Genomic DNA, 24,249 nt, shown 5'->3' with positions numbered 1-24,249 from the left:
GAACTTCAATGAGCAGAGCTTGTCACTTCAGATCCGCTACCCGACTTGCGGGCAACTTCTCCAGCCTAGCCACCTGGCTTCCTGACTGTCAAACCGGGCTCGGCGACCCCATCCGGGACCACCTGGCTCGACCGCAACCAGTGAAAGTAACTCTAGAAGATTTACTTCCTCGTTGTCAACCCAATCTCTCGCATTTCTGCGGGAAACTTGCTCGCTGACGACTTGGATTAAGTTACACACCGCCGAGTGCGAACACAACTCGGCTGGTCAGCGACCGATCCGTGCACCCGCGAAGGTCTTCTTGCCGCGGCGCAGGACCAACCACCGTCCGTGCAGCAGGTCCGCCGGCGCCGGAGTCCAGTCCGCATCGGCGATCTTGACGTTGTTGACGTACGCGCCGCCTTCGTCGATCGCCCGCCGCGCGGCCTTGCTGCCGGCGACCAGTCCGGAGTCGACCAGCAGTTCCACGATGGTGGGCGTGGCACCGGCGTCGTACTCGGCGATCTGGGTCTCACCCAGCGCCGCGGCCAGGGTCGCCTCGTCGAGTTCGGCCAGTTCCCCGCGACCGAACAGTGCCGAGCTGGCCAGTTCGACCGCGGCGGTCTGGTCCGCACCGTGGATGAGGGTGGTGAGTTCGGCGGCGAGACGCTTCTGCGCTTCACGCAGGAACGGCTTCTCGGCGACGGCGACCTCCAGTTCGCTGATCTCCTCGCGGGTCAGGAACGTGAACCACTTCAGGTACTTGATGACGTCGGCATCGGCGGTGTTCACGAAGTACTGGTACCAGACGTACGGCGAGGTGAGCTCGGGGTCCAGCCACAGGCTGCCGCCACCGGTCGACTTGCCGAACTTGGTACCGTCCGCGGCGGTCACCAGCGGCACCGTCAAGGCGTGCGCACTGCCGCCGTCGACCTTGCGGATCAGGTCCACGCCGCCGAGGATGTTGCCCCACTGGTCGGAGCCGCCGATCTGCAGGACACATCCGAAGCGGCGGTACAGCTCCAGGTAGTCGTTCGACTGCAGCAGCAGGTAGCTGAACTCGGTGTAGCTGATGCCATCGGATTCGAGCCGGCGCTTGACCGTCTCCCGCGCGAGCATCACGTTGACCGAGAAGTGCTTGCCGATGTCGCGGAGGAAGTCGATCGCCGACAACTGGCTGATCCAGTCGAGGTTGTTCACCAGGACCGCGGACGTCGACGACTCGTCGATGGCCACGAAGCGCTGCAACTGCCCGACGATCTTGTCGGCCCAGCCGGCCACGGTGTCGGCGGAGTTCATGGTGCGTTCGCCCACGTCCCGCGGGTCGCCGATGAGCCCGGTCGCTCCACCGGAGAGCACCACTGGACGATGACCGGCCGACTGGAAGCGGCGCAGGGTCAACAGCGGCACCAGGTGCCCCGCGTGCAGGCTCGAGGCCGTGGGATCGAAACCGGCGTAGAGCGAGATCGGGCCGGCGTTCAAGGCCGTGCGCAGTGCCTCGGGATCGGTCGACTGGCCGATCAGGCCGCGCCAGGCCAGTTCGTCGAAGAAGTCGGTGTCCACCGCGTCACTCACTTGTCCTGCCCCTCGCCCACCAGCAGGCGGTGCTCGTCGTCGCCGACCTTGCGCGCATCGGCGATCAGCATGTTCGGGATCCCGAGGTCGTCGATCGCATACGCCACCCGCAGCCGCGGGTTGTACAGCTCGTCCCCGGCGTCGATCAGTTCGCCCAGGTCCTGGGGGCAGACGAGACGCGCCCGCACCACCGGGTCCAGTTGCTCTGCACGTGAGGTCATGTGTGTTCCCTTTCGCCGCGCACCAGGCTACTCGGCGGCCGCGGGGGCCTCCCCGGAAGGTCGGTGCGGCACCGGGGGCGGTGTGGGACGGGACCAGTCGAGGGTCTCGGCCGCCGACTGGGTATACCGCCGGTAGCGGCCGTCCGCATCGCGGAACCAGGTCCGCGCGCCCGGTCGCGGCATGCGTCGGTCGACGACCAGCGGCCGGTACGACTCGCTGACCGGAATGTCCGCGATCACCGTGATCACGTGGGGCCGTTGCCGTGCGGGGAGCTCGCCGAGCGCGATGCGCAGCTGGGTGGGGGTGGTGGAGGTGACCCCCGCGCGGAGCGTGACCGCCGCGACGACGACCTCCGCCCCGGGCTCGCCCACGCTGTAGACCACCACCTGGTCCACCGTCGGTGCCTCGGCCAACGCCTGCCGGATCGGTTCGGGATACACGACGCCGTCGGCGCTGCGCATGAGCGCCGACACCGATCCCATGTACCAGAGGTCGCCGTCGTAGTCGCGCCGGAACAGCAGGCCGGACACCTCCCAGCGATCGTGGCGACGGAAGACGTCGCGCAGCACCTGACCGCTGACCTCGAACCGCTGACCGGCGTGGGCCATCAGCATGCCGACCTCGTTGGGTTCGGTCTGCCGGACGAACCCTGTGTCGGCGTCGACCTCCAGTTGTCCGTGCTCGGTGTCGAAGGCCGCCACCGCCACCGCGTTGGTCTCCGGCAGCGGCTGCCCCATCGCACCGATCTTGCTGCCGTCGATGTTCGACAGGATGGCCGAACCGTCGGCGGTGGCGAAGAACTCGAGCACCTTGGCGCGCGGGAGGCGTTCGTCGATCTCGGTCCACAGCCCGGACGGCAGACCCGATCCCATGAACAGCCGCACGCTGGCCAGTTGCGCCGGATCGAAGCCGGGCGCGTGCAGCACCTCGCGCAGCATGGTCCAGGTGTAGGACACCACCGTCACGCCGTAGCGACGGACCTCCTGCGTGAACCGTTCGGGATCGACCCCGTGCGACAGCGCGATCCGGGAGCGCCCGGCGACGGCGGCGCCCAGCGTGGTCAGCAGGCCCGAGGCGTGGTGCAGCGGGGGCAGGCAGTAGACCGTGTCGTAGGTCGACAGTCCGGCGGCCGCGGCCGCTCCGAAGGCCGACATCGCGAACCGGTGATTGGTCACCGACCACCGGGTCAGACGACCCTCGACGCGGGTGAACAGCACGAAGGCCAGGTCGCCGGCCTGTCCCGGGTCCGGTCGGTACCAGGCCGGCAGGCGCACCTGCTCCGGCTCGATCTGCTCCATGTCGACGATCTGGACACCGTCGGCCCGATCGATGACGCGCTGGTCGCCGCCGCCGAGCACCAGCACGCGGTCGCTGACCGCGGCGGCCGCGTCCAGGTGCACGGGGTCGGTGACGATGGCGCGGGTCTGGGCGATGGTCAGCATCTCGTCGAGGTCGTCGGCGGTGGACAGCAGCACGGCGACCGCGCCGAGCCGCGACAGCGCGGCGATGGCCACCAGCGCACTCGGGCGCGGATCCATCATCACCCCGATGTGCTCACCGGGCCGGACGCCGCACTCGATCAAGCCGGCGACGACGTTGTCGATACGCGTGTTGACCTGCTGGTGGGTGAGCACCCGATCCTCGAACAGGAACAGGTCCGCGTCGGGTCCGCGGCGGTTGTTCTCGCTCATCAGCTTGCCGAGCGAGATCCGCGTCGACGACTGGATCTGGCCCAGTCGGAACAGCCGGGGAACGGTGCGCACCGACTCGGCGGCCACCGCGCGGGAGGTGCGCTGGATGGACTCGACCGCTTCGACGACCTCCTTGGTCAGCGCCGTGCCCGCGCCGGCCACCTGCCCCACCCCGTAGGTGAGGCGGTTGGACCAGCTGATCCCGGTGCCGCTGCCCTGCCGGTCCGGATCCATGGGGACGATCTCGGCGGGCTCCTCGCCCTCACCGTCGCGCCAGCGGATCCATTCGGCGGTGGTGGGCCAGGACAGCCGACCGGCGGTGGAACCGACCACCAGACCGAAGTGTCCGGCAGGCACCAGGGTCTCGTACACGTCCGCGTCCGGCGAGGCGTCGACGATTCCGCGGACGGCGAGCGGTTGTCCGATGTCGTCGGTCTCGCCGACGAAAGCCAGGACGGGGCAGCGGATCTCGGTCAGGGAGACGATGTCGCCGTCGATGACGAAGCCGCCGGAGACCATCCGGTTGTGCGAGACGAACTGGCGCAGCAGCTCGGCCACGGCGGGACCGGACCAGGCGACCCAGCCCTCCTGCTCGATGAAGCGGCGCTGGTCCTCGCGCGGGAGCAGCGCGTCGCGGTCGTGCAGTTTGCGCAGGAAGTCGATGCGGCTGCGTGCGGTCTTGACCGGGTCGGCGAGCTGAAATCCGGTGCGCGCGAGCCAACTCGGAATCCAGAGCCGATTGAAGACCCGGTCGGCGAGGATCTCCGCGCCCGGAACAGCCAGGGCCGCAGGCAGACCCAGCGGGAGCGCGGCCAGCACGTCCACCGGGCTGCCGTAGGTCACGACGCTGGCGATGCCCTCGGACCGGCGATAGGCCGCCGTCTGGTAGGCGAACATGCCGCCCTGCGAGTACCCACCGAGGTGGACGTCCCGGCCCACCACGCCCCGCACGAGGTCGACGACCCGGCTGATCGCCAGCACGTGGTCGGTGAGGGTGCGCTCCATGCCGCCCTCTTCGTGATCGGGCGAGCCGAAGTCGATCACCCACGGGATGATCCCCTGCCGGTGCAGGATCGAGACCGCGCCGTTGTCCTCGGTGACGTCGTAGACGTTGGCCGAGACCATCATCGGCGGGATCAGGATCACGTGCGAGTAGCCGTCGCCCGGATCGTCGGGGAAGTAGCGCCGCAGGCGGTACATCTGCTCGGTCTCGACCACGCGGAACGGAGCCGGTTCGGTGCCGGTCTCGAAGCCTCCCATCCGGATGACTTCCAAACCGTTCTGCGCCGTCGCGACGATCCGATCGATCGTTCCCCCGATGTTCGGCAGTCCTGCCACGGCATTACCTTCTTTCCCCAATGCGATGCCGATCACTCTAGCGAACCGGAAAAGCCCGGCTCACGCTAGGCGAGGGCGGAGCGCAACTGGGCGATGGTGGCGGTGGCGACGTCGATCTGGCGCGCAACCTGTACCGACGCGGTACCGCCCAGCGCGTTGCGGGACTCGATCGAGCCGGTGACCGTGAGAACCTCGCGCACGCCGGGCGTGAGTTCGGGGTGGATGGTCCGGAAGTCCTCGTCGCTCAGGTCGGCCAGGCCCAGGCCGCGCGATTCCGCCTCACGCACGCAGGCACCGGCGACCTCGTGCGCCACGCGGAACGGAACGCCCTGGCGGACAAGCCATTCGGCGATGTCGGTGGCGAGAGTGAAACCGGCCGGGGCCAGCTCGGCCATCCGATCGGCGTGGAACTCCAGGGTGGCGATCAGACCGGTCATGGCCGGCAGCAGCAGATCGAGCTGCGCGACCGAATCGAAGACCGGCTCCTTGTCCTCCTGCAGGTCGCGGTTGTAGGCCAGCGGCTGCGCCTTGAGCGTCGCCATCAGCCCGGACAGGTTGCCGATCAACCGGCCGGCCTTGCCGCGGGCCAGTTCGGCCACATCCGGGTTCTTCTTCTGCGGCATGATCGAGCTGCCCGTGGACCACGCGTCGGCGAGCGTCACATAGCCGAATTCCGGTGTGCTCCACAGGATCACGTCCTCGCCGAGGCGGGACAGGTCCACCCCGATCATGGCCAGCACGAAGGCCGCTTCGGCGGCGAAGTCACGCGAGCTGGTCGCGTCGATCGAATTGTCTGCGGCGCTGTCGAAGCCGAGATCGGCGGCGATGGCGGCCGGATCCAGACCCAACGACGACCCCGCGAGCGCACCGGAGCCATACGGCGAGACGGCCAGACGCCGGTCGGCGTCGACGATCCGCGCCACATCGCGCAGCAGCGGCTGCGCATGGGCCATCAAGGTGTGTCCCAGGAGCACCGGCTGGGCCGCCTGCAGGTGGGTCTTGCCCGGCATGACCACGCCGGGGTGCGCCTGCGCCTGACCGACCAGGGCCTGCGCCAGATCGAGCACATCGGCTCCGACCCGTCGCAGACCGTCCCGCAGCCACATCCGGAACAACGTGGCCACCTGGTCGTTCCGCGACCGGCCGGCACGCAGGCGTCCGCCCAGTTCGGTGCCGACGCGTGCGATCAGGCCCCGCTCCAGCGCACCGTGCACGTCCTCGTCGGTCTCGTCGGCGACGAACTCGCCCGAGGCCACGTCGGCGGCCAGCCGGTCCAAGCCGGCGTGCATCGCTTCGAGGTCGCCGTCGGTGAGCAGACCGGCCCGATTCAACACGCGCGCATGCGCTTTGGAGGCGGCGATGTCGTACGGCGCCAACGCCCAGTCGAAGTGGGTGGACTTGCTCAGCGCGGCCATCGCGGCGGCCGGGCCGTCGGCGAAGCGGCCGCCCCACAGTGCGCCCGCGTTGGTGGCTCCGGCCTCTTGGGTTGCCTTGGCGTCGTCGGCCATCTGGTGATCACTCCTGTGTGTCATGTGTGGATGTCGGTCCGGTGGTGCCGGTCAGACGAGTCGTTCGATGGTTTCGGCGAGCTGGGCCCCGGTCATCGGCTCGCGAGCGAGGACGAAGACCGTGTCGTCGCCGGCGATGGTGCCGACCACCTCGGGCAGGCTCGCCCGGTCGAGGGCGCTGGCCAGGTACTGCGCCGCGCCCGGCGGGGTGCGCAGCACCGCGGTCGGGCCGGAGGAGTCGACCGAGACCAGCAGGTCGCCGAGCAGGCGGGCCAGTCGTGCGGTGCCGCCCACGACGCCGCGGACCGGGCTGCCGTCCTCGGGCACCACGTACACGCCCGCTCCCCCGTCGGCGCCGCGGATCTTGACCGCGCCGATCTCGTCGAGGTCCCGCGACAGGGTCGCCTGCGTGACGTCGACGCCCTCGTCGGCGAGCAGCTGGCGCAACTCCACCTGGCTGCGCACCTCTTGCCGCGTGAGCAGTTCGATGATCCGCGCCAGCCGACCGGCGCGCGTCGCGGCCAGTCGTGGATGGCTGGACACGGACTCGGTCACGCCTGCTCCAGCAGCCACGCCAGCAGCGCCTTCTGCGCGTGCAGCCGATTCTCGGCCTCGTCGAAGACGACGCTGGCCGGGCCGTCGATCACCTCGTCGGTGATCTCCTCGCCGCGATGGGCGGGCAGGCAGTGCAGGACGATCGCGTCGGGTGCGGCGTGCCCGAGCAGCTCGTTGTTGATCTGGTACGGCCGGAACGGGCCGACGCGATCCAGTCCGTCGTCCTCCTGGCCCATCGACACCCACGTGTCGGTGACCAGCACGTCGGCACCGGTGGCCGCGGCCACCGGGTCGTCGATCACCGTGACGCTGCCGCCCGTCTGCGCCGCGTGGCGCTCGACGTCGGCCAGGATCTGCGCGTCCGGTGCGAATCCCGCCGGGCCCGACAGCCGCACATGCATGCCGGCCAGCACGCCGCCCAGCGCCAGCGAATGCGCCATGTTGTTGGCGGTGTCGCCGAGGTAGGTCATGGTCAGCCCGGCCAGGGCCCCCTTGTGTTCGGTGATCGTCAGCAGGTCGGCGAGCACCTGGCAGGGGTGGAAGCTGTCCGAGAGCGCATTGACCACCGGGACGGTCGCGAACTCGGCCAGGTCCTCGAGCCGGTCCTGGCCGAAGGTGCGCCACACCACCGCGTCGACGAAGCGGGACAGCACCCGGCCGGTGTCGGCGAGCGTCTCGTCGCGGCCCATCTGGGTGTTCGCGCCGTCGACGACCACCGCGTGGCCGCCGAGCTGGGCGATGCCGACCTCGAAGGAGAACCGGGTGCGGGTGGAGTTCTTGTCGAAGATCACCCCGATCGCCTTGGGGCCGGCGAACGGGCGGAAGCCGTGCGGGTCGGCCTTCATCCGGGCCGCCAGGGCCAGCACCTGCGCCTGCTCGGCGGGGGTCAGATCGTCGTCCCGTAGGAAATGCCGGGTCATGCCTGCTCCTGTTCGGCCGCCGCAGCGGCCGCGGTGTCGAGAATCGTGGGCAGCGCGGCGACGAAACCGTCGGCCTGCGCCTTGGTGAGGATCAACGGCGGGGCCAGCCGCAGCACGTCGGCCGCCGGCGCGTTGATGAGGAAGCCGTGCTCGCGGGCCGCCACCTCGGCCGCCGCGGCGATCGGGCCGCGCAGCACCACCCCCAGCAGCAGGCCGTCGCCCCGGACGCCCGCGATCTGCGGATGCTCGAGCGCCTCGATGTCGGTGGCCAAAGCCTTGCCCAGGGCATCGACGTGCGCGAGGAGGTCGTGCTCGTCGATGTAGGCCAGCACGGCCAGGGCGGCCGCGGCCGCGGCCGGATTGCCGCCGAAGGTGGTGCCGTGCTGACCGGGCCCGAAGAGCTCGGCCGCCGCACCGGTGGCCACCACCGCGCCGATGGGCAGCCCGCCGCCGAGGCCCTTGGCCAGGGTCATCACGTCGGGCACGATCCCGGCCCGCTGATGGGCGAACATCGTGCCGGTGCGCCCGATGCCGGTCTGCACCTCGTCCAGGATCAGCAGCGCGCCGTGCTCGGCGGTGATCCGCCGGGCCGCGGCCAGGTAGTCCGGTCCCGGGACCACCACACCGCGTTCGCCCTGAATCGGTTCCAGGATCACCGCGGCCGTCTGGTCGGAGACCGCGGCGGCCAGTGCGTCCACATCGCCGTAGGGCACGAAGTCGACGCCGGCCGGCATCGGCTCGAAGGGTTCCCGCTTGCCGGGCTGGCCGGTCATCGCGAGCGCACCCATCGTCCGGCCGTGGAACCCGCCCTCGGCGGCGATGATCTGCGGCCGACCGGTGAGCCGGGCCAGCTTGAACGCGGCCTCGTTGGCCTCGGTGCCGGAGTTGCAGAAGAACACCCGACCCGGCTGACCGAACGCATCGAGCAGATTCTCGGCGAGTTCGACCACGGTCGGCGAGATGTAGAGGTTGGAGACGTGCCCGAGCGTCTGCAGCTGCTCGGCCACCGCGCGCACCAGCTCCGGGTTGGCGTGTCCGAGGGCGTTCACGGCGATGCCGCCGAGCAGGTCGAGGTACTGCTTGCCGTCGGCGTCGTAGACCACCGCGCCCTCGCCGCGCACCAGCGCCACCGGCGGCGTGCCGTAGTTGTTCATGAACGAGGCGGACCAGCGTTCCTGCAGGGGGGCGGTCATGAGGTGGGCCTTTCCTGGTTGCGTGCGGAGGGGGCGACGACGGTGGTGCCTGCGGCGGAGGCGGTGAGCAGCGCGGCCAGTACCGCGTGCGGGCGGCGGCCGTCGATCACGTGGGCCGCGCGGACCCCGCCGCGCACCGCACGCAGGCACGCCTCCATCTTCGGGATCATGCCCGCGTCCAGGCGCGGCAGGAGCTCGGCGACGGCGTCGGTGTCGATCTCGCTGACCAGTGACGAGCGGTCCGGCCAGTCGGTGTACAGGCCCTCGACATCGGTCAGCATCACGAGGTGTTCGGCGCCGAGCGCATCGGCGACCGCGCCGGCGGCGGTGTCGGCGTTGATGTTGTGCACCACCCCGTCCACATCGGGCGCGATGGTGGAGATCACCGGGATGCGTCCGGCGGCGATCAGGTCATCGACGGCGGAGGTGTTGACCGCCGCGATGTCGCCGACCAGGCCGATGTCGACGTGCTCGCCGTCGACCAGCACCGTGCGGCGGGTCGCGGTCAGCAGCTTGGCGTCCTCACCGGTGAGGCCGACCGCGTAGGGACCGTAGGTGTTGATCAGACCGACCAGTTCCCGTCCCACCTGACCGAACAGCACCATTCGCGCCACCTCCATCACTTCGGGGGTGGTGACGCGGAAGCCGCCGCGGAACTCGCCGTCCAGGCCGAGGCGGCCGAGCATCGCCGAGATCTGCGGGCCGCCGCCGTGCACCACCACGGGATGGATCCCGCAGGCGCGCAGCAGCACCATGTCGGCGGCGAAGGCGGCCTTGAGCTCCTCGTCGACCATCGCGTTTCCGCCGTACTTCACCACCACGCGGCGGCCGTGCAGCGCCTGCAGCGCCGGAAGGGATTCGGCGAGGACCGCCGCTTTGTCCAGGGGTGACATGCTCATGTGGTGTAGGCCGAGTTCTCTTCGACGTAGGCGTGGGACAGGTCGGTGGTGCGGATGGTGGCCTCGGCGTCGCCCAGACCCAGATCGGCCACCACGTCGATGCGGTCGCCGGACAGGTCGACCTCGCGGGCGCCGGGGACGCCGGTGCCGTCGACGCAGACGGCCGAGCCGTTGAACGAGACGGTGATGGTGTTCGGGTCGATCACCACCGGAGCGACGCCGATCGCCGCCAGCACCCGGCCCCAGTTGGGGTCGGCACCGAACAGCGCGGTCTTCACCAGGGAGTCGCGGCCGATGGTGCGTGCCACCGCGAGCGCCTCGTCCTCGGTGCGTGCCCCGGTGACGGTGACCGAGCACCTCTTGGTGACGCCCTCGGCATCGTTCTGCAGTTGGACGGCGAGGTCGTCACAGACTGCGAACACCGCCGCGTCGAGCTCCTCCTGGGTCACCTCGATCTGGCTCGCGCCCGAGGAGAGCAGCAGCACCGTGTCGTTGGTGGAGGTGGAACCGTCGATGTCCAGACGATCGAAGGTCAGGGCGGTGGCCCGACGCAGGGCGGTGTCGAGCATCGCCGGCGCCACCTTGGCGTCGGTGGTCAGCACCACGAGCATGGTGGCCAGCGACGGCGCCATCATGCCCGCCCCCTTGGCCATGCCGCCGACGTTCCAGCCGCCGGGATGGTGCAGGGCGACCTGCTTGGGCACGGTGTCGGTGGTCATGATGGCCCAGGCGGCGTCGGTGCCGCCTTCGAGCCCGCCGCCCATCTCGTGGACGATCTCGGTGACCCCGGCCAGGATCTTGTACATCGGCAGCCGCTCGCCGATGATTCCAGTGGAGCACACCGCCACCTCGACGGGCCCGGTCTCGGTGCCCCAGTTCGAGAGCGTCGAAGCGACGGCCTCGGCGGTGGCGTGCGTGTCCTGGAAGCCCTCCGGTCCGGTACAGGCGTTGGCTCCGCCGGAGTTGAGGATCACCGCGCGGACCCGCCGCGACTTGATGATCTCTGCGGTCCAGAGCACCGGCGCGGCCTTCACCTGGTTCTTGGTGAAGACGGCCGCGGCACCCAGGTCGGGGCCCTCGTTGAAGACCAGGGCGAGGTCGGGCTTCCCGGACGGCTTGAGGCCCGCGGTGAGGCCGGCCGCGCGGAAGCCGAGCGGCGCGGTGACTCCCTGCCGCCGCACCATGCGCGCGCCGATCAACTGCTCCAGATGTGTGTCCTGCACGCTCACGGCGCCACTCCCACTGTCGTCAGGCCTTCGGTTTCGCCCCAGCCCAGGGCCAGATTCATCGACTGCACGGCGGCGCCGCCGGTGCCCTTTGCCAGGTTGTCGACGGCGCCGACGGCGATCAGCCGGCCGGCCCGCTCGTCCACGGCGAGTCCGATCTGGATCGCATTGCTGCCGATCACCGAACCGGTCTCGGGGAACCGTCCCTCGCCGAGCACGTAGATGAACGGCTCGTCGTCGTAGGCCTTCGCATAGGCGGCCCGGATCTCGTCGATCGACGCCGTGGTGGGTGCGCTGACCGTCGCCAGGATGCCCCGCGACATCGGCACCAGCACCGGGGTGAACGAGACCTCGACGGGTGACTCGGCCACCGCCGAGAGCGCCTGGATGATCTCCGGGGTGTGCCGGTGCACGCCGCCCACTCCGTAGGCGCGGGCCGAACCCAGCACTTCGGAGGCGAGCAGGTCGGCCTTCGGCGCCCGGCCGGCGCCGGAGGTGCCCGACAGCGCCACCACGTTGACCTGCGGCGCCACCAGCCCCGCGGCCAGCGCGGGAGCGATGGAGAGAATCGACACCGTCGGGTAGCAGCCGGGCACCGCGATCCGGCTCGCCCCGGCCAGTTCGGCCCGGTTGTCGAGCAGTTCGGGCATGCCGTACGGCCACGTACCCGCGTGCTCGCCGCCGTAGTAGCGGGTCCATTCGTGCGCGTCCCGCAGCCGGAAGTCGGCCCCGCAGTCGACGATCAGCGTGGTCGGGGGCAGCGCGTTGGCGATCTGTGCGGACTGCCCGTGCGGCAGACCGAGGAACACCACGTCGTGCCCGGCGAGCACCTCGGGCGTAGTCTCAGCGAGAACGCGATCGACCAGCGGCAGCAGGTGCGGGTGATGCTCACCCAGGCGCGTGCCCGCATTGCCGCCCGCCGTCAAGGCACCGATCTCCAGTTCACCCGTCGCCAGGCGCGGATGACCGCACAGGAGGCGAAGAATCTCGCCGCCCGCGTAGCCACTGGCCCCTGCTACCGCAATCCGAACAGTCATGTCGATCATTATGCATGATGGTGCAAGTTCATTCACTCAGCCCCTGCCCGGCGTCGCCGCAGACTTCGGCCACGCCGTCACTCGCGCCAGGACAGCTTCACTTCCAGCTCGGACTTCTCGCCCGCGACGCCGCGCTCCATCTCCACCTTCAGCCGCACGCGGTCGGGGACGTCGATGCGCACCGTCTTGTTGTTCTCCACGAACGAGACCTCGTTGTGCCGGGCGATGGTGTCGGCGAACTCGCGCAGTTTCGCGGCGGCCTCTTCGCGGGTGAGCTCTTCCTTCGTCTCGTACTCGAACAGTTCGTCGCTCATGATGGATCCTCCCAGATCTGAGACTTTTGTGGGCTCGCCCACCATCATGGCAAGGCATACCGGCCCGCGCCACGAAGGGGCGACGAGGTCGATCGAGTCGGGGCTTTGGTCGCGGATCGGCCGATTCCGTGCACGGCGGGCCCGGATCGTGGTCGACTTCCCCAGAGATCTACGACCAGCGGTCGACGACGAGAGGTCGACGACCAAAGCTGCACGACCAGAAGGGAATCGGGGATGGAACGGCTCACCGGTTTTGACGCGCTACCGGTGAATGCCGAAGCGGGAGCGATGAACATTCACATCACCTCGCTGCTGGTGGTGGACCCGCGGCGGGCCGGGCCCGGCTTCGATGCCGAGCGCCTCTACGACCTGCTGGTCCAACGGCTGCCGCTCAATCCGCTGATCCGGCTCCGACTGGTGCACAAGCCGTTTCGCATCGGGCAACCGGTTTTCGTGGACGACCCCGATTTCGACGTTCGCAAACACCTGTATCGCCTCGCGGTCCCGGCCCCCGGTGAGCCGGCGCAGGTGGCCGCGCTGATCGACGACATCCACCGGCATCGACTCGGGCACGACAAGCCGCTGTGGGAGGCGTGGGTGGTGGACGGACTGGCCGGCGGCCGACTCGCCGTGGTGTTCAAGTTCTCCCACACCCTCGCCGACGGCGTCGGTGCGGTGAACCGGCTGCTGCCGACGGTGCTCTCCCCCGACCCCGACCACGATCCGGAACTCCCCGAACCGGTCGCGCCGGCACCGCTGCCGGGAACCGGGGTGCTGCTGGCCGACTGGATCGCCGAAGCCGCCGGGAACGTCGTGGGTGCGGCGCGGGTGGTCGGTCGCGGCACACCGCAGCTCGGGCGCATGGTCGCCCGACGACTGATCGACATGGCCGGTGCACCCCTGCGCCCGCGTCCCGGCGACGACGCCGATCCGCGGCTGCGTGCGGCCCCGGCCGACACCCCGCTGAACAGACCGATCACCGAACGGCGCAACTCAGCATACGCCGACGTGAGCTTGGACCGACTGCGCGACATCGCCGCCGCCTACGGCGGGACCGTGAACGATGTCTTCGTCGCAGCCTGCACGTCGGCCCTGCGCCAGTGGCTGCTGGTGCACCACACCGTGCCCGATGCGCCGTTGCAGGTCTTCGTCCCGATCTCCACGCGCAGCTCCGCCGATGACGACGCGTTCAACGACTGGAGCCTGGCGCTGGTGCGGCTACCGGTGTTCCTCGAGGATCCGGTGGAACGGATGCAGGTGATTCACGGAGCCATCAACCGCGTGAAGTCTGATCGCGGCCCCAGCGGCCCGGCCGTGGATGTCGCCGATCTGTTCCAGTTCGTCCCGCCCTCGCTGCTGACGCTGGCCGCCAACACCTATGTGCGTGAGGAGGTGGCGCCGCTGCGGCCCCCGTTCTTCCACGCCTGCTTCTCCAATATCCCCGGCCCGCAAGAACCGCTGTGGCTCGGCGGTGCGCGGCTGGAGGGGATCTATCCGTTCGCACCGCTCTTCGAGGACATGAATCTGAATCTGACGGCGGTCTCGTACGACGGCCGCTTCGGGCTCGGCGTGGTCGGCTGCCCGGACAACGTCCCCGACGTCTGGGAGATCACCCGCGCGTGGGAAGCCGGCATCGACGAACTGGACCGGCTCCGACCCCAGTGACCCGGTGGTTCGGTGACCCCGTGGTTCAGTGCCCCTGCGGTTCAATGCCCCTGCGGTGAACGCAGGGTGATCACGACGATCTGCGGCGGCGCCCCCACGCGGACCGGCGGCCCCCAGGCCCCGGTGCCGCGGGAGGTGAACACGCTCACGTCGCCCACTTGGCCGAAGCCGCTCACCACGGGCTGCTGCAGCGCCACGGCGTAGCCGAACGGCCACAGCTGGCCGTCGTGCGTGTGTCCGGACAGCTGCAGATCCACGCCGCGGCCGCGGACGTCCTCGGCCTGCAACGGTTGGTGGGCCACGTAGATCAACACGCGGCTGGTGTCCCGCCCGGCCAGGGCGGCGTCCGAATCCGGCGCGTACTCGTCGGGCGCGGTGCGGTCGTACACCCCGGCCAGATCGATCACCGCGCCGTCGCGCCGCAACTCGACGCGCTCGTTGCGCAGCGGAACCACGCCCAGCGTCTCCCAGAAGTCCAGCCAGTTGCCGCCGTCGTCCTCGGCCAGGTACTCGTGGTTGCCGCTGACCCCGTAGACACCCATCGGCGCCACCAGGTCGCGCAGCGGCTCCAGGTCCGGGCCCACCGCGGCCACCGTGCCGTCGGCCAGGTCGCCGCCGAGGATCACCACATCGGGCCGGGCCGCGTTGACCTCGTCGACCACCCGGCGGGTGAAGCCGACACCGCGCGCCGGCCCGACGTGCAGGTCGGTGATGAGCGCGACACGCAGGCCGTCGAGCGACCGCGGGAGTTTGGCGATGGTGGCGGTCTCCTCGGTCACCTGCACCCGGTTCGCCTCGGTCAGGCCGTAGCCCACCGTCGCCAACGCCGCCACCACGATGAGCGCCGTGCCCAGTTGCAGCCAACGCTGCGGGCCCTCCGGACGCTTCGCCCCGGTGAGACGCGCGGTCAGCCGCACCGCGAGCGCGATGAGGCCGATCAGCAGCACCCCGAGCATCAGGTAGAAGACGACGGCCCACCACGTGTAGCCGACGAAGCCGAACGGCCGCGCCCACGAGGGATCGAAGAGTCCGGCCCCGAGCAGGAAGGCGAAGACGCCCAGCAGCATGCCGGCGATCAGCACGCCGTCGACCACCACCGCCCAGCCGCGCGGCAGGCCCGTGGCCACCACCAGTCGACGATGCAGCCAGAAGGTGATCGCCACCACGACGAGCAATGCGACCAGCGCGACGACCCAGACCACGACTCCCCCCGACTCGGTCAGCGCAGGCGTGCGCCGACGGCCCCGCCCGCGTAGTCGACCGCCGCGAGCTTCGCGGCGTTGGCATCCTCTTCGGTGAGGGTGCGATCGTCGGCCCGGAAGGTCAGGGCGAAGGTCAGCGATTTGTTCCCCGCCCCGACCTGCTCGCCGACGAAGACGTCGAACAGGGCGATGGACTCCAGCAGTTCACCGGCCCCCACCCGCAAGGCGTCCTGGACCTGCTGGGCCGGCACCTCGTCGGCCACCACCACGTTCACGTCCTGCAGCACCGCCGGGTAATGCGAGACCTGCGGCGACGGCAGCACCTGGGTCAGGGGCAGCGCGTCGAGATCGATCTCGAGGGCACACAGTCGGGCGGGCAGTCCGGCCCGCTCCAGCACCGCCGGATGCAGTTCACCGGCGAAACCGACCGGCTGTCCGTCCACCTCCAGCCGCGCGCATCGACCGGGGTGCCACGGCAGTTCCTGGTCGGCCACGAACGTCAGCTCCACCCCGGACGCGGCGGCGATGGTGCGCGCCGCCTCGAAGGCGTCGTAGGCATCGGCGGCTCGCCCCGGCCCCCACGGTCCGGCGGGGTCGCGCAGTCCGGTCAAGACGGCGGCCACGTGCACCGGCTGCTTGGGCAGCGAGGCGTCCAGGGCCGCCAGGTCCTCGTCGCTGGGCCGTCGGGTCACGTCGAGCGCCGGGACCACGGGCCCCTGGTCGCCGCCGAGCACCACCTGGCCGACGGCGAACAGCGACAGGTCGCGGTTGCCGCGGGCCAGGTTGCGCGCGGTCATCTCCAACAGCCCGGGCAGCAGGGTGGTGTTGAGTTCCGGGCGGTCCGATTCCAGCGGGTTGAGCACCTGCACGGTGGCCCGGCGCGGATCGTCCTGGGCCAGGCCCCACACGTCGAAGACGCCGGCCGGCAGGAACGGGTACGGCAGCACTTCCACGAAACCGTTGGTCGCCAGCGCGATGCCGACTCCGCGGCGACGACGCTGCCGCGGGGTCAGGCCGGTGCCGCCGGGGGCGCTCGGCAGGACCGCCGGAATGCCCTCCAGGCCTTCCAGTCGCAGGACCTCTTCGACCAGGTCGGCGGGCTGCGTCAGGTCCGGGCGCCACGTCGGCGGCACCACGGTCAGCGTCGGGGCGGTCGCCTCGGCGGTGACGTCGTCGCCGGTCACCTGGCAGCCGACCTCACGCAGGCGGGCGGCGGTGGTGCCCGTCGGGTAACCGATGCCCGCGACCGCATCGGGCAGGTCGGCCGCGATGACGATCGCCGCGGTCGGCTCGGCGGCCGCGCGCACGTCGGACAGGTCGCCGACCACGCGTCCACCGGCGATCTCGGTGATCAGGGCGGCCGCCCGATGCGAGGCCACGGCGGTGACCTCCGGATCCACCCGCCGCTCGAAACGCTTCGCGGCTTCGGAGCTGAGCTTGTGGCGCTTGCCGGTCCGGAACACTCGGACCTGGTCGAAGTCGGCCGATTCCAGCAGAATGCGGGTGGTGCTCGCGGTGACCTCGGTGGCGGCGCCGCCCATCACGCCGGCCAGGGCGATCGGCCCGGAGTCGTCGGCGATCACCACGTCTTCCGGGTCCAGGGTGCGCACCACGCCGTCGAGGGTTTCCAGCTTCTCCCCCGCGCGGGCCGCGCGCACTCGCACCGTGCCGACCACCTTGTCCGCGTCGAAGGCGTGCAACGGCTGACCCAGTTCGGCCATCACGTAGTTGGTCACGTCCACGATGCCGGAGATCGGCCGGATCCCGGCCACCATCAGGCGCTTGGCCATCCACCACGGCGAGACGGCGGTGGCGTCGACGCCCTCGATCACGCGGGCGGTGTAGCGCACGGCGCGGCCGTCGTCGTCGAGTGCCACCGGCCACGGCTCGCCGGCCGCGGCCTCGGGCGCGGCGATCGCCGACGCCGGGTCGGCATAGGGCACGGCGAAGGCGCTGGCCAGTTCCCGGGCCAAGCCGCGCATGGAGAAGGCGTAACCGCGGTCCGGTGTGACGTTGACGTCGATCGCCACATCGTCGAGTCCCAGAATGTCGTAGGCGCTCGCACCCGCCTCGGCGGTACCCGGCGCCAGGACCAGGATGCCGGAGTGATCCGAGCCGATCCCCAGTTCGGAGACCGAACAGATCATGCCCGCCGACATCTTGCCGTAGGTCTTACGCGCGCCGATCTCGAATCCGCCGGGCAGCACGGCACCGGGGAGCGCCACGACCACCAGATCTCCGACGCTGAAATTCCTTGCGCCACAGACGATTTCCTGCGGAGTGTCGTTGCCGACGTCGACCAGGCAGAACCGGATCGGCTTCTTGAACTCGGTGAGTTCCTCGATGTCGGCCACCCGGCCCACCACCAGCGGACCGGTGATCGTCGGGAAGGGTTCGACGTCCTCGATTTCAAAACCGACGCGGACGAAGCCCGCGTCGATGTCGTCGGTCGACGCCGACCAACCGGGGGCTCCGGCCTGCAGTGCTTCGGTCAGCCAGGACTGGGAGAGGCGCACGGGGAACTTCTTTCGCGTCGGTGCCGTGAGGGTGTGGGTGAGGATGGTGGTTCGGGCGGGCGGCGCCGAGTTACAGGGCCGCGCCGAAGGGTTGGGTGAAGCGCACGTCGCCCTCCACCATGTCGCGCATGTCCGGCAGGTCGTTGCGGAACTGCAGCGTGCGCTCCAGGCCCATGCCGAACGCGAAACCGGTGTACACGTCGGGGTCGATACCGCTGGCGCGCAGCACGTTCGGGTTGACCATGCCGCAACCGCCCCACTCCACCCAGCCGGCGCCGCCCTTGCGGCCCGGGAACCAGACGTCCACCTCGGCGGAGGGCTCGGTGAACGGGAAGTAGCTCGCCCGCATGCGGGTGGTGGTCTCCGGCCCGAACAGCGCCTTGGCGAAGGTCTCCAGGGTGCCGCGCAGGTTCGCCAGTGTCAGCCCCTTGTCGACAGCCAGGCCCTCGATCTGATGGAAGACCGGAGTGTGGGTGGCATCGAGCTCGTCGGTCCGGAAGGTCCGTCCGGGGCACGCGACGTAGATCGGCACCTCGCGGTCGAGCATCGACCGCACCTGCACCGGCGAGGTGTGCGTCCGCAGCACCTGCCGCGACCCCTCGGGTGCGATGTAGAAGGTGTCCTGCATCGATCGGGCCGGATGATCGGGCAGGAAGTTGAGGGCATCGAAGTTGTGGTGCTCGGTCTCCACCTCGGGCCCCTCGGCGATCTCCCAGCCCATGGCGACGAAGACGTCGGCCACCTGGTCGGCGATCACCGTGATCGGGTGCCGCGCACCGCTGCGCCGGCGCGGCGCGGACAGCGTCACGTCGATCGATTCGGCGACGAGCACCGCCGCATCGCGTTCGGCGGAGAGCACCGCGGTGCGGGCCTCGAGGGCGGCGGCGACGGCCGTGCGGACCTCGTTGACCAGCTTGCCGGCGCTGGACCGCTCCTGCTTCGGCAGCGCGCCCAGCGCCCGCCGAGCCAGGGCCACCGGCGACCGGTCACCGGTGTGCGCGGTCTTGGCCGCGGCGAGTTCGTCCAGGTCGGCGGCGGCGGCGAAGGCCGCTTCGGCGGCAGCGACCGCGGCGTCGAGAGCCTCGGGGGTCGGGAACTCGAGCTGGTTGTTCTCGTCAGCCACGGATTGAGTGCTCCTCGCAAGATCAGACGACTGGTGTCACCAGCAGATTCTAGTGGACTCGCGCCGCCGGATCCGCACCGGCCCGACGCGTCACAGATGGGCGTCGAACCCGGCCGCGCGCCGCCCAACTCCCCAACTGTTTCTGAAAGGAAGGTAAGTTGATCCGATCTAGCCGTAACTCCGGGTAGCCCCCGGGGTACGACCGCCGCGCACGCTCGGGCGCGCAATAAGGGAGGCATTGTGCCGGTCGCACCAGGTTCGCAAATCGCGGGGTATCGCGTGGTCGCCCAACTCGGCTCGGGGGCCATGGGCGATGTGTACATCGTGGAGAATCCACACCTCATGCGTCGCGAGGCCATGAAGGTCATCTCGGTGGGCGGCTCGTCCAATCCGGACTTCCAGCAGCGGTTCACCAACGAAGCGCGCACCGCCGCTGCGCTCGATCATCCGAGCATCATCACCGTGTACGCCTACGGCGTCGAAGACAGCGCACCGTGGTTCACCATGAGCTATCTCGACGGCCCCGACCTGGCCTCGGAGCGACTCTCGGCCGCCGATGTGGTGACGGTGGTGGGCCAGGTGGCCGATGCCCTCGACTACGCGCACGCGCGCCAGGTGGTCCACCGCGACATCAAGCCCGCCAACATCGTGATCACCCGCGAGGACAGCGGCGCGCTGCGGCGGGCCGTGGTGCTCGACTTCGGTATCGCCCGCCTCTCCGATTCCCCGCAGCTCACCGCCGCGAACTCGGTGGTCGGCACCATGGCGTACACCGCGCCGGAGATCATCTCCGGACACCCCGCCGACGCCCGTTCGGACCAGTACTCGCTGGCGTGCACCACCTACACCCTGCTGGCGGGCACTTCCCCGTACCACGGCGACACCTCGGCGTCGATCATGATGGCGCACTTGCAGCAGCCGGTGCCGTCCATCGCACACGTCCGGCCCGATCTCGCACCGCTGGCACCGGTCCTGCAGCGTGCCATGGACAAGAATCCGGCCAACCGCTACCCGGACTGCCGCTCCTTCGCCGCCGACCTTCAGCGCGCGCTGGCGCACACGCAGGCCGGCACGTCTACCACCATCGCACCGGTGCCGCCGCCCACCGGCCACACCTCGCATCCGTCGGCGCCCGGTTCGCAGCCGTCGGTGCCCGGTTACGGCTCGCAGCCGTCGATGCCCGGCTACGGCTCGCAGCCGCCCGGGTACGGTTCTCAGCCGGCCGCGGCGGGCTACGGTGCACAGCCCTCGATGCCCGGCTACGGTTCCCAGCCGTCGACGCCCGGCCAACCCGGCACCATGCCCGACGGAACCATGCCACTGTACCCGCCCGGTCACCCCGCGGCCGCCCAGGCGTGGGCGCCGATGCCGGGTATGCCCGGCCAGCCCGGCGGCGCGCCGCCGAAGAAGAGCAAGAAGGGTTTGTTCATCACCCTCGCCGTCGCCGCGGTCGCGCTCATCGCCGTGGCTGCGACCTCGCCGCTGTGGTGGCCCAAGTCCGATCCCCCTCCGGTGGTCGCGACGGCCTCCGCGCAGGCCACGCTGGCCTCCTACCTGGGCACCCTGTGCTCGATCGAGGACGCCTCGCTGTACTGCTGGGGCGCCAACGGCGACGGCCAGCTCGGTGACGGCTCGGAGAGCAACCGCGTGACCCCGGCCAAGATCGGCACGCTCAGCGACGTCACCGCGATCGCCTTGGGCGGCTACAACGAGAGCGACGAACCCGAGGTCACCGCGTGCGCGGTCGCCGAGAACGACGCCTACTGCTGGGGTTCGGGACTGTTCGGCGTGCTCGGCAACAACGCCAGCAGCAGTTCCTCGGTCCCGCTCAAGGTGAACGGCCTCGGCAAGGTCACCGCGATCAGCACCGACAAGTACACCACCTGCGCGGTCTCCGACGGCGACGTCTGGTGCTGGGGCTGGAACTCCCGCGGCGAGGGCGGCGCGGACTCGGCGTCGGAGATCGAGATGCCGACCAAGGTCGACGGCATCGCCGACGTCACCTCGCTGCAGGTCCGCAGCGGCACCACCTGTGCGGTCACCAAGCAGCAGGAACTGTTCTGCTGGGGCGACAACGGCAACGGCCAGTTGGGCGACGGCACCACCGATCGCAAGCCCACCCCCACCAAGGTCGGCGGCCTCGACAAGGTCACCTCGGTCTCGGTGGGCTCCGGCACCGCCGACAAGGTGCGTTTCTCGCAGGTGTGCGCCGTCGCCGACGGCGACGTGTACTGCTGGGGCGCGCAGTTCGAGGGCGACTCCAGCACCGCGACCGACCAGCGCTCACCCAAGAAGGTCGACGGCCTGCCCGGCTCGGCCCGCACGGTCAGCACCGACATCAACACCATGTGCGCCACCGCCGACGACAGCGTCTACTGCTGGGGCAACGACCGCCTGGCGCAGGCCGGCAACAACGCCGCCGCCGACGTCATCAGCACGCCCACCCAGGTCAAGGGGCTGGGCAAGGTGACCGCCGCGATCACCGGCACCAGCACCTCGTGCGCCATGTCCGACGATCAGACCTACTGCTGGGGCTTCAACGGCGGCGGCCGGATCGGTGACGGCAGCACCCCGAACGAGGGCCCGAACGACGAGTCGCCGAAGGTGGCGACCCCGGTCCGGGTCGCCATCCCGGACTGACCGGCCGACTCGGATCGACCACCGCGGGGACCCGGGGCGCTTTGCGCCTCGGGTCCCCGCTTTTGTGCCGTCCTGGCCCGCGCCCTCCCGACGCCGGTGTCCGGGGCACTCGCGCGTGGCACCGACCGTGTACAACAACAGGTATGACGACGACTGTGCTGCACAATGCCCGCTTGATCGACGGCACCGGCGCCGAACCGGTGACCGATGCCGTCCTCGTGATCGACGACAGCACCATCACCTACGCCGGACCGGCCGCCGGCGCACCGAAGGTCGACGACGCGGCCACCCGCCTGGACGTCGGCGGCAACACCCTCTGCCCCGGCTTCTTCGACGTGCACGTGCACCTGTCCCTGCCCGGCACCAAGGGTTCCCCGATCATGGCCGCGATGGTTCCGCCCTCGTACCGCTACTTCGAACTCATCGACCGGCTCAAGGTGACGCTGGAGGCCGGCGTGACCACCGTGCGCGACCTGATGGGCATCGACACCGGTGTGCGCGACGCGGTGGCCCACGGCCTGATCGACGGCCCGCGTCTGCTGGTGGCCGACAAGATGATCAGCCAGACCGGTGGGCACGCCGACTTCCACATCCCGTCGGGGCTCAGCGGCACCGGCATCGTCGGCGGCGTGCTGGTGGACACCGTCGACGAGGCCCGTCTGGAAGCGCGTGAACTCTGCCGCGAGGGCGTCGACGTGATCAAGGTGGCCTCCAGCGGCGGCGTCACGTCGATCAACGACGAGCCCGACTACCTCGGCGCCCGCGAGGAGATCGTCTCGGCGCTGGTCGAGGAGGGCGAGGCCTACGGCGGACGCCCGGTCGCCGCACATGCGATCGGCCTCAAGGGCATCACCGCGGCGATCCGCGGCGGCGCGCGCAGCATCGAGCACGGCTATGCGATCACCGACGAACTGCGTCAGGAGATGGTGGCCAACGGCCAGTTCCTGGTGCCGACGCTGCTGGAGACCATGCACCCGGACACCGCCACCCCGCAGGCCGTCGCCAAGAGCGAGAAGTGGCATGCGATGGCGCAGGAGTCCATCCGCAAGTCTGTCGAGGCAGGCATCAAGATCGCCACCGGCACCGACGCCGGGCTCGTGCCCGACCACGGCACCAACCTCGGCGAGGTGGGCCTGCTGGTCAAGTTCGGCGGCATGACCCCGCTGCAGGCGATCAGCGCCGGCACCAAGGTCTCGGCCGAACTGTGCGGCGTCGACGACAAGCTGGGCACGCTGGAGGCCGGCAAGCTGGCCGACGTCGTGGTGGTCAAGGGCGATCCCAGCGTGGACGCCGACCTGGTGGGCGACAACGCCAACATCCTGCTGGTCCTCAAGGAGGGCCGGACCAAGAGCAACCGCGGCGGCTTCGCCTCGCTGAGCTAGGCCCCGTGCTGGGCGGTCGCGCTCGCGTACAGACAGATCGCGGACGCGGCCGCCAGGTTCAGGCTCTCCGCCCGGCCGTGGATCGGGATGGACACCCGGTGGTCGGCGGCCTCCACCACCGATCCCGGCAACCCGTGCGCTTCGTTGCCGAACAGCCAGGCGTGCGGACCCGCCAGCAAGGCATCGGCGGCGGGTAGCGCCACTTCCCCGAGCATGGTGGTCGCCAGCGTCGCGAAACCGGCCGCCCGCAACCGCGCGAGAGCGGCGTCGACGTCCTTCTCGGTCACGATCGGCACGTGAAAGACGCTGCCGGCGCTGGCTCGGACGCATTTGCCGTTGTGCGGATCCACCGCGTCGCCCAGGAACAGGACGGCCGCGGCGCCCATCGCGTCGGCGCACCGGATCAGGGTGCCCGCGTTCCCCGGCTCCCGCGGCTCGACGGCGACCACCACGAACGACGCCGCGCCGGAGCGGTCCCGGCCGGTCAGCTCGAGGTCGTCGAGCCCGACGGACAGCAGCTCGGCGACCGCGAAGATGCCGGGCGCGGTGGTGGTTTCGCTGAGTTTGTCGGCAGCGCGCGCGGTCACCCGGTAGACCGGGAGACCGGCGTCCGCGGCACGTGCGAGCAGATCTCGGTGACGGTCGGCGTCGTCGTCGCGCACCAGCAGCGACTGCGCCCGGCCGGTCGAGAGCGCGGCGTGGACCGCGTTCGCCCCCTCGGCGAGGAAGATCCCTTCGGTGCGTCGGACCGACGCCCGGTGAAGTTTGGCCAACGAAACGACCCGCGACGAACGTTCGGTGAGAACATCCATCGCGGGTCGCTTCGTGTCTACGGTGTCGACAGCGGTCCGATCAGGCGACCGGAGCGTTGACGTCGTCCGGCAGCGCCTTGCGGGCCACCTCGACCAGACCGGCGAACGCGGCCGGATCGGTGACGGCCAGGTCGGCCAGGACCTTGCGGTCCACCTCGACGCCGGCCAGCTTCAGGCCCTGCATGAAGCGGTTGTAGGTCATGTCATGCGAACGCGCGGCGGCGTTGATGCGCTGGATCCACAGCTTCCGGAACTCGCCCTTGCGCGCACGTCGGTCGCGGTAGGCGTAGGTCATCGAGTGGAGCTGCTGCTCCTTGGCCTTGCGGTACAGGCGCGAGCGCTGACCGCGGTAGCCCTTCGAGGCCTCGAGAATAGTCCGGCGCTTCTTGTGGGCGTTGACGGCCCTTTTCACACGTGCCATGAGATTTCAGTCCTAACTAACGATTCTTACT

Annotated in this window: 19 protein-coding genes; 3 read left to right on the top strand and 16 right to left on the bottom strand. The window is 70.2% G+C overall.

Features of this window, described 5'->3' with window-relative positions:
• Positions 1–267: 267 nt before the first annotated feature.
• The 11 genes from tyrS to ACFFJD_RS17290 all read right to left on the bottom strand — a co-directional run bounded on the left by tyrS (position 268) and on the right by ACFFJD_RS17290 (position 12,457).
• Positions 268–1,554: a tyrosine--tRNA ligase gene (gene tyrS / locus ACFFJD_RS17340; protein WP_382366453.1), complete on the bottom strand. Its 1,287-nt coding sequence runs from the start codon at positions 1,552–1,554 to the stop codon at positions 268–270.
• Positions 1,551–1,775 carry a Trm112 family protein gene (locus ACFFJD_RS17335; RefSeq protein WP_382366451.1) on the bottom strand — a complete coding sequence of 75 codons (225 nt, stop codon included), beginning with the start codon at positions 1,773–1,775 and terminating at the stop codon, positions 1,551–1,553. Before ACFFJD_RS17335 ends, tyrS begins: the two co-directional genes overlap by 4 nt.
• 27 nt (positions 1,776–1,802) lie before the next feature.
• Positions 1,803–4,805, bottom strand: a complete 3,003-nt coding sequence (locus tag ACFFJD_RS17330) for an AMP-binding protein (RefSeq protein WP_382366449.1) — start codon at positions 4,803–4,805, stop codon at positions 1,803–1,805.
• Positions 4,806–4,870: 65 nt separating this feature from the next.
• The gene (argH, locus tag ACFFJD_RS17325; protein ID WP_382366447.1) at positions 4,871–6,313 is read right to left on the bottom strand and encodes an argininosuccinate lyase; all 1,443 of its coding nucleotides are present in this window, start codon (positions 6,311–6,313) and stop codon (positions 4,871–4,873) included.
• 51 nt (positions 6,314–6,364) lie between these two features.
• The gene (locus tag ACFFJD_RS17320) at positions 6,365–6,868 is read right to left on the bottom strand and encodes an arginine repressor (protein ID WP_382366445.1); all 504 of its coding nucleotides are present in this window, start codon (positions 6,866–6,868) and stop codon (positions 6,365–6,367) included.
• Complete coding sequence (argF, locus tag ACFFJD_RS17315; protein WP_382366443.1) at positions 6,865–7,788, bottom strand: ornithine carbamoyltransferase; 924 nt, start codon at positions 7,786–7,788, stop codon at positions 6,865–6,867. Before argF ends, ACFFJD_RS17320 begins: the two co-directional genes overlap by 4 nt.
• Positions 7,785–8,981, bottom strand: coding sequence for an acetylornithine transaminase (locus tag ACFFJD_RS17310; RefSeq protein WP_382366441.1), 1,197 nt, complete (start codon positions 8,979–8,981; stop codon positions 7,785–7,787). The genes argF and ACFFJD_RS17310 overlap by 4 nt, the downstream gene beginning before the upstream one ends.
• Positions 8,978–9,880 carry an acetylglutamate kinase gene (gene argB / locus ACFFJD_RS17305; protein ID WP_382366439.1) on the bottom strand — a complete coding sequence of 301 codons (903 nt, stop codon included), beginning with the start codon at positions 9,878–9,880 and terminating at the stop codon, positions 8,978–8,980. The genes ACFFJD_RS17310 and argB overlap by 4 nt, the downstream gene beginning before the upstream one ends.
• Positions 9,877–11,064 carry a bifunctional glutamate N-acetyltransferase/amino-acid acetyltransferase ArgJ gene (gene argJ / locus ACFFJD_RS17300; RefSeq protein WP_382366459.1) on the bottom strand — a complete coding sequence of 396 codons (1,188 nt, stop codon included), beginning with the start codon at positions 11,062–11,064 and terminating at the stop codon, positions 9,877–9,879. Before argJ ends, argB begins: the two co-directional genes overlap by 4 nt.
• 41 nt (positions 11,065–11,105) lie before the next feature.
• Positions 11,106–12,143, bottom strand: coding sequence for an N-acetyl-gamma-glutamyl-phosphate reductase (argC, locus tag ACFFJD_RS17295; protein WP_382366437.1), 1,038 nt, complete (start codon positions 12,141–12,143; stop codon positions 11,106–11,108).
• A gap of 77 nt (positions 12,144–12,220) precedes the next feature.
• The gene (locus ACFFJD_RS17290; protein WP_382366435.1) at positions 12,221–12,457 is read right to left on the bottom strand and encodes an amphi-Trp domain-containing protein; all 237 of its coding nucleotides are present in this window, start codon (positions 12,455–12,457) and stop codon (positions 12,221–12,223) included.
• A 234-nt stretch (positions 12,458–12,691) separates the two neighbouring features.
• Here ACFFJD_RS17290 and ACFFJD_RS17285 point away from each other — a divergent pair, with 234 nt between their 5' ends.
• Positions 12,692–14,122, top strand: a complete 1,431-nt coding sequence (locus ACFFJD_RS17285) for a wax ester/triacylglycerol synthase family O-acyltransferase (protein ID WP_382366433.1) — start codon at positions 12,692–12,694, stop codon at positions 14,120–14,122.
• 41 nt (positions 14,123–14,163) lie between these two features.
• Here the strand turns inward: ACFFJD_RS17285 and ACFFJD_RS17280 are convergent, their stop codons facing one another.
• The 3 genes from ACFFJD_RS17280 to pheS all read right to left on the bottom strand — a co-directional run bounded on the left by ACFFJD_RS17280 (position 14,164) and on the right by pheS (position 18,963).
• Positions 14,164–15,324 (bottom strand): metallophosphoesterase, encoded by a 1,161-nt coding sequence (locus ACFFJD_RS17280; protein ID WP_382366431.1) that lies wholly within the window; start codon positions 15,322–15,324, stop codon positions 14,164–14,166.
• A gap of 17 nt (positions 15,325–15,341) precedes the next feature.
• Positions 15,342–17,840 (bottom strand): phenylalanine--tRNA ligase subunit beta, encoded by a 2,499-nt coding sequence (gene pheT / locus ACFFJD_RS17275; RefSeq protein WP_382366429.1) that lies wholly within the window; start codon positions 17,838–17,840, stop codon positions 15,342–15,344.
• A 70-nt stretch (positions 17,841–17,910) separates the two neighbouring features.
• Positions 17,911–18,963, bottom strand: a complete 1,053-nt coding sequence (gene pheS, locus ACFFJD_RS17270) for a phenylalanine--tRNA ligase subunit alpha (RefSeq protein ID WP_382366427.1) — start codon at positions 18,961–18,963, stop codon at positions 17,911–17,913.
• Between the two features lie 240 nt (positions 18,964–19,203).
• On the opposite strand from pheS, the gene ACFFJD_RS17265 reads away from it, so the two are divergent.
• Together ACFFJD_RS17265 and ACFFJD_RS17260 are read left to right on the top strand one after the other, a co-directional pair.
• Positions 19,204–21,603 carry a protein kinase domain-containing protein gene (locus tag ACFFJD_RS17265; RefSeq protein WP_382366425.1) on the top strand — a complete coding sequence of 800 codons (2,400 nt, stop codon included), beginning with the start codon at positions 19,204–19,206 and terminating at the stop codon, positions 21,601–21,603.
• A 143-nt stretch (positions 21,604–21,746) separates the two neighbouring features.
• The gene (locus ACFFJD_RS17260; RefSeq protein ID WP_382366423.1) at positions 21,747–22,985 is read left to right on the top strand and encodes a metal-dependent hydrolase family protein; all 1,239 of its coding nucleotides are present in this window, start codon (positions 21,747–21,749) and stop codon (positions 22,983–22,985) included.
• Here ACFFJD_RS17260 and ACFFJD_RS17255 read toward each other — a convergent pair.
• Together ACFFJD_RS17255 and rplT are read right to left on the bottom strand one after the other, a co-directional pair.
• On the bottom strand, positions 22,982–23,797 hold the full coding sequence (locus ACFFJD_RS17255; RefSeq protein WP_382366421.1) for a TrmH family RNA methyltransferase: 816 nt from the start codon (positions 23,795–23,797) through the stop codon (positions 22,982–22,984). The two genes, ACFFJD_RS17260 and ACFFJD_RS17255, sit on opposite strands and share 4 nt — an antisense overlap.
• A gap of 40 nt (positions 23,798–23,837) precedes the next feature.
• Entirely contained in the window at positions 23,838–24,218 is a 381-nt protein-coding gene (gene rplT, locus ACFFJD_RS17250) for a 50S ribosomal protein L20 (protein ID WP_382366419.1), read from the bottom strand.
• Between the last annotated feature and the right edge of the window lie 31 nt (positions 24,219–24,249).

The sequence above is a fragment of the Gordonia phosphorivorans genome (genome assembly GCF_042432625.1).
In the GTDB taxonomy this organism is placed as follows: Bacteria; Actinomycetota; Actinomycetes; order Mycobacteriales; family Mycobacteriaceae; genus Gordonia; species Gordonia phosphorivorans.
Note: the sequence above shows the minus strand (reverse complement) of the source record. Positions and strands in the feature narration are given on the sequence as shown.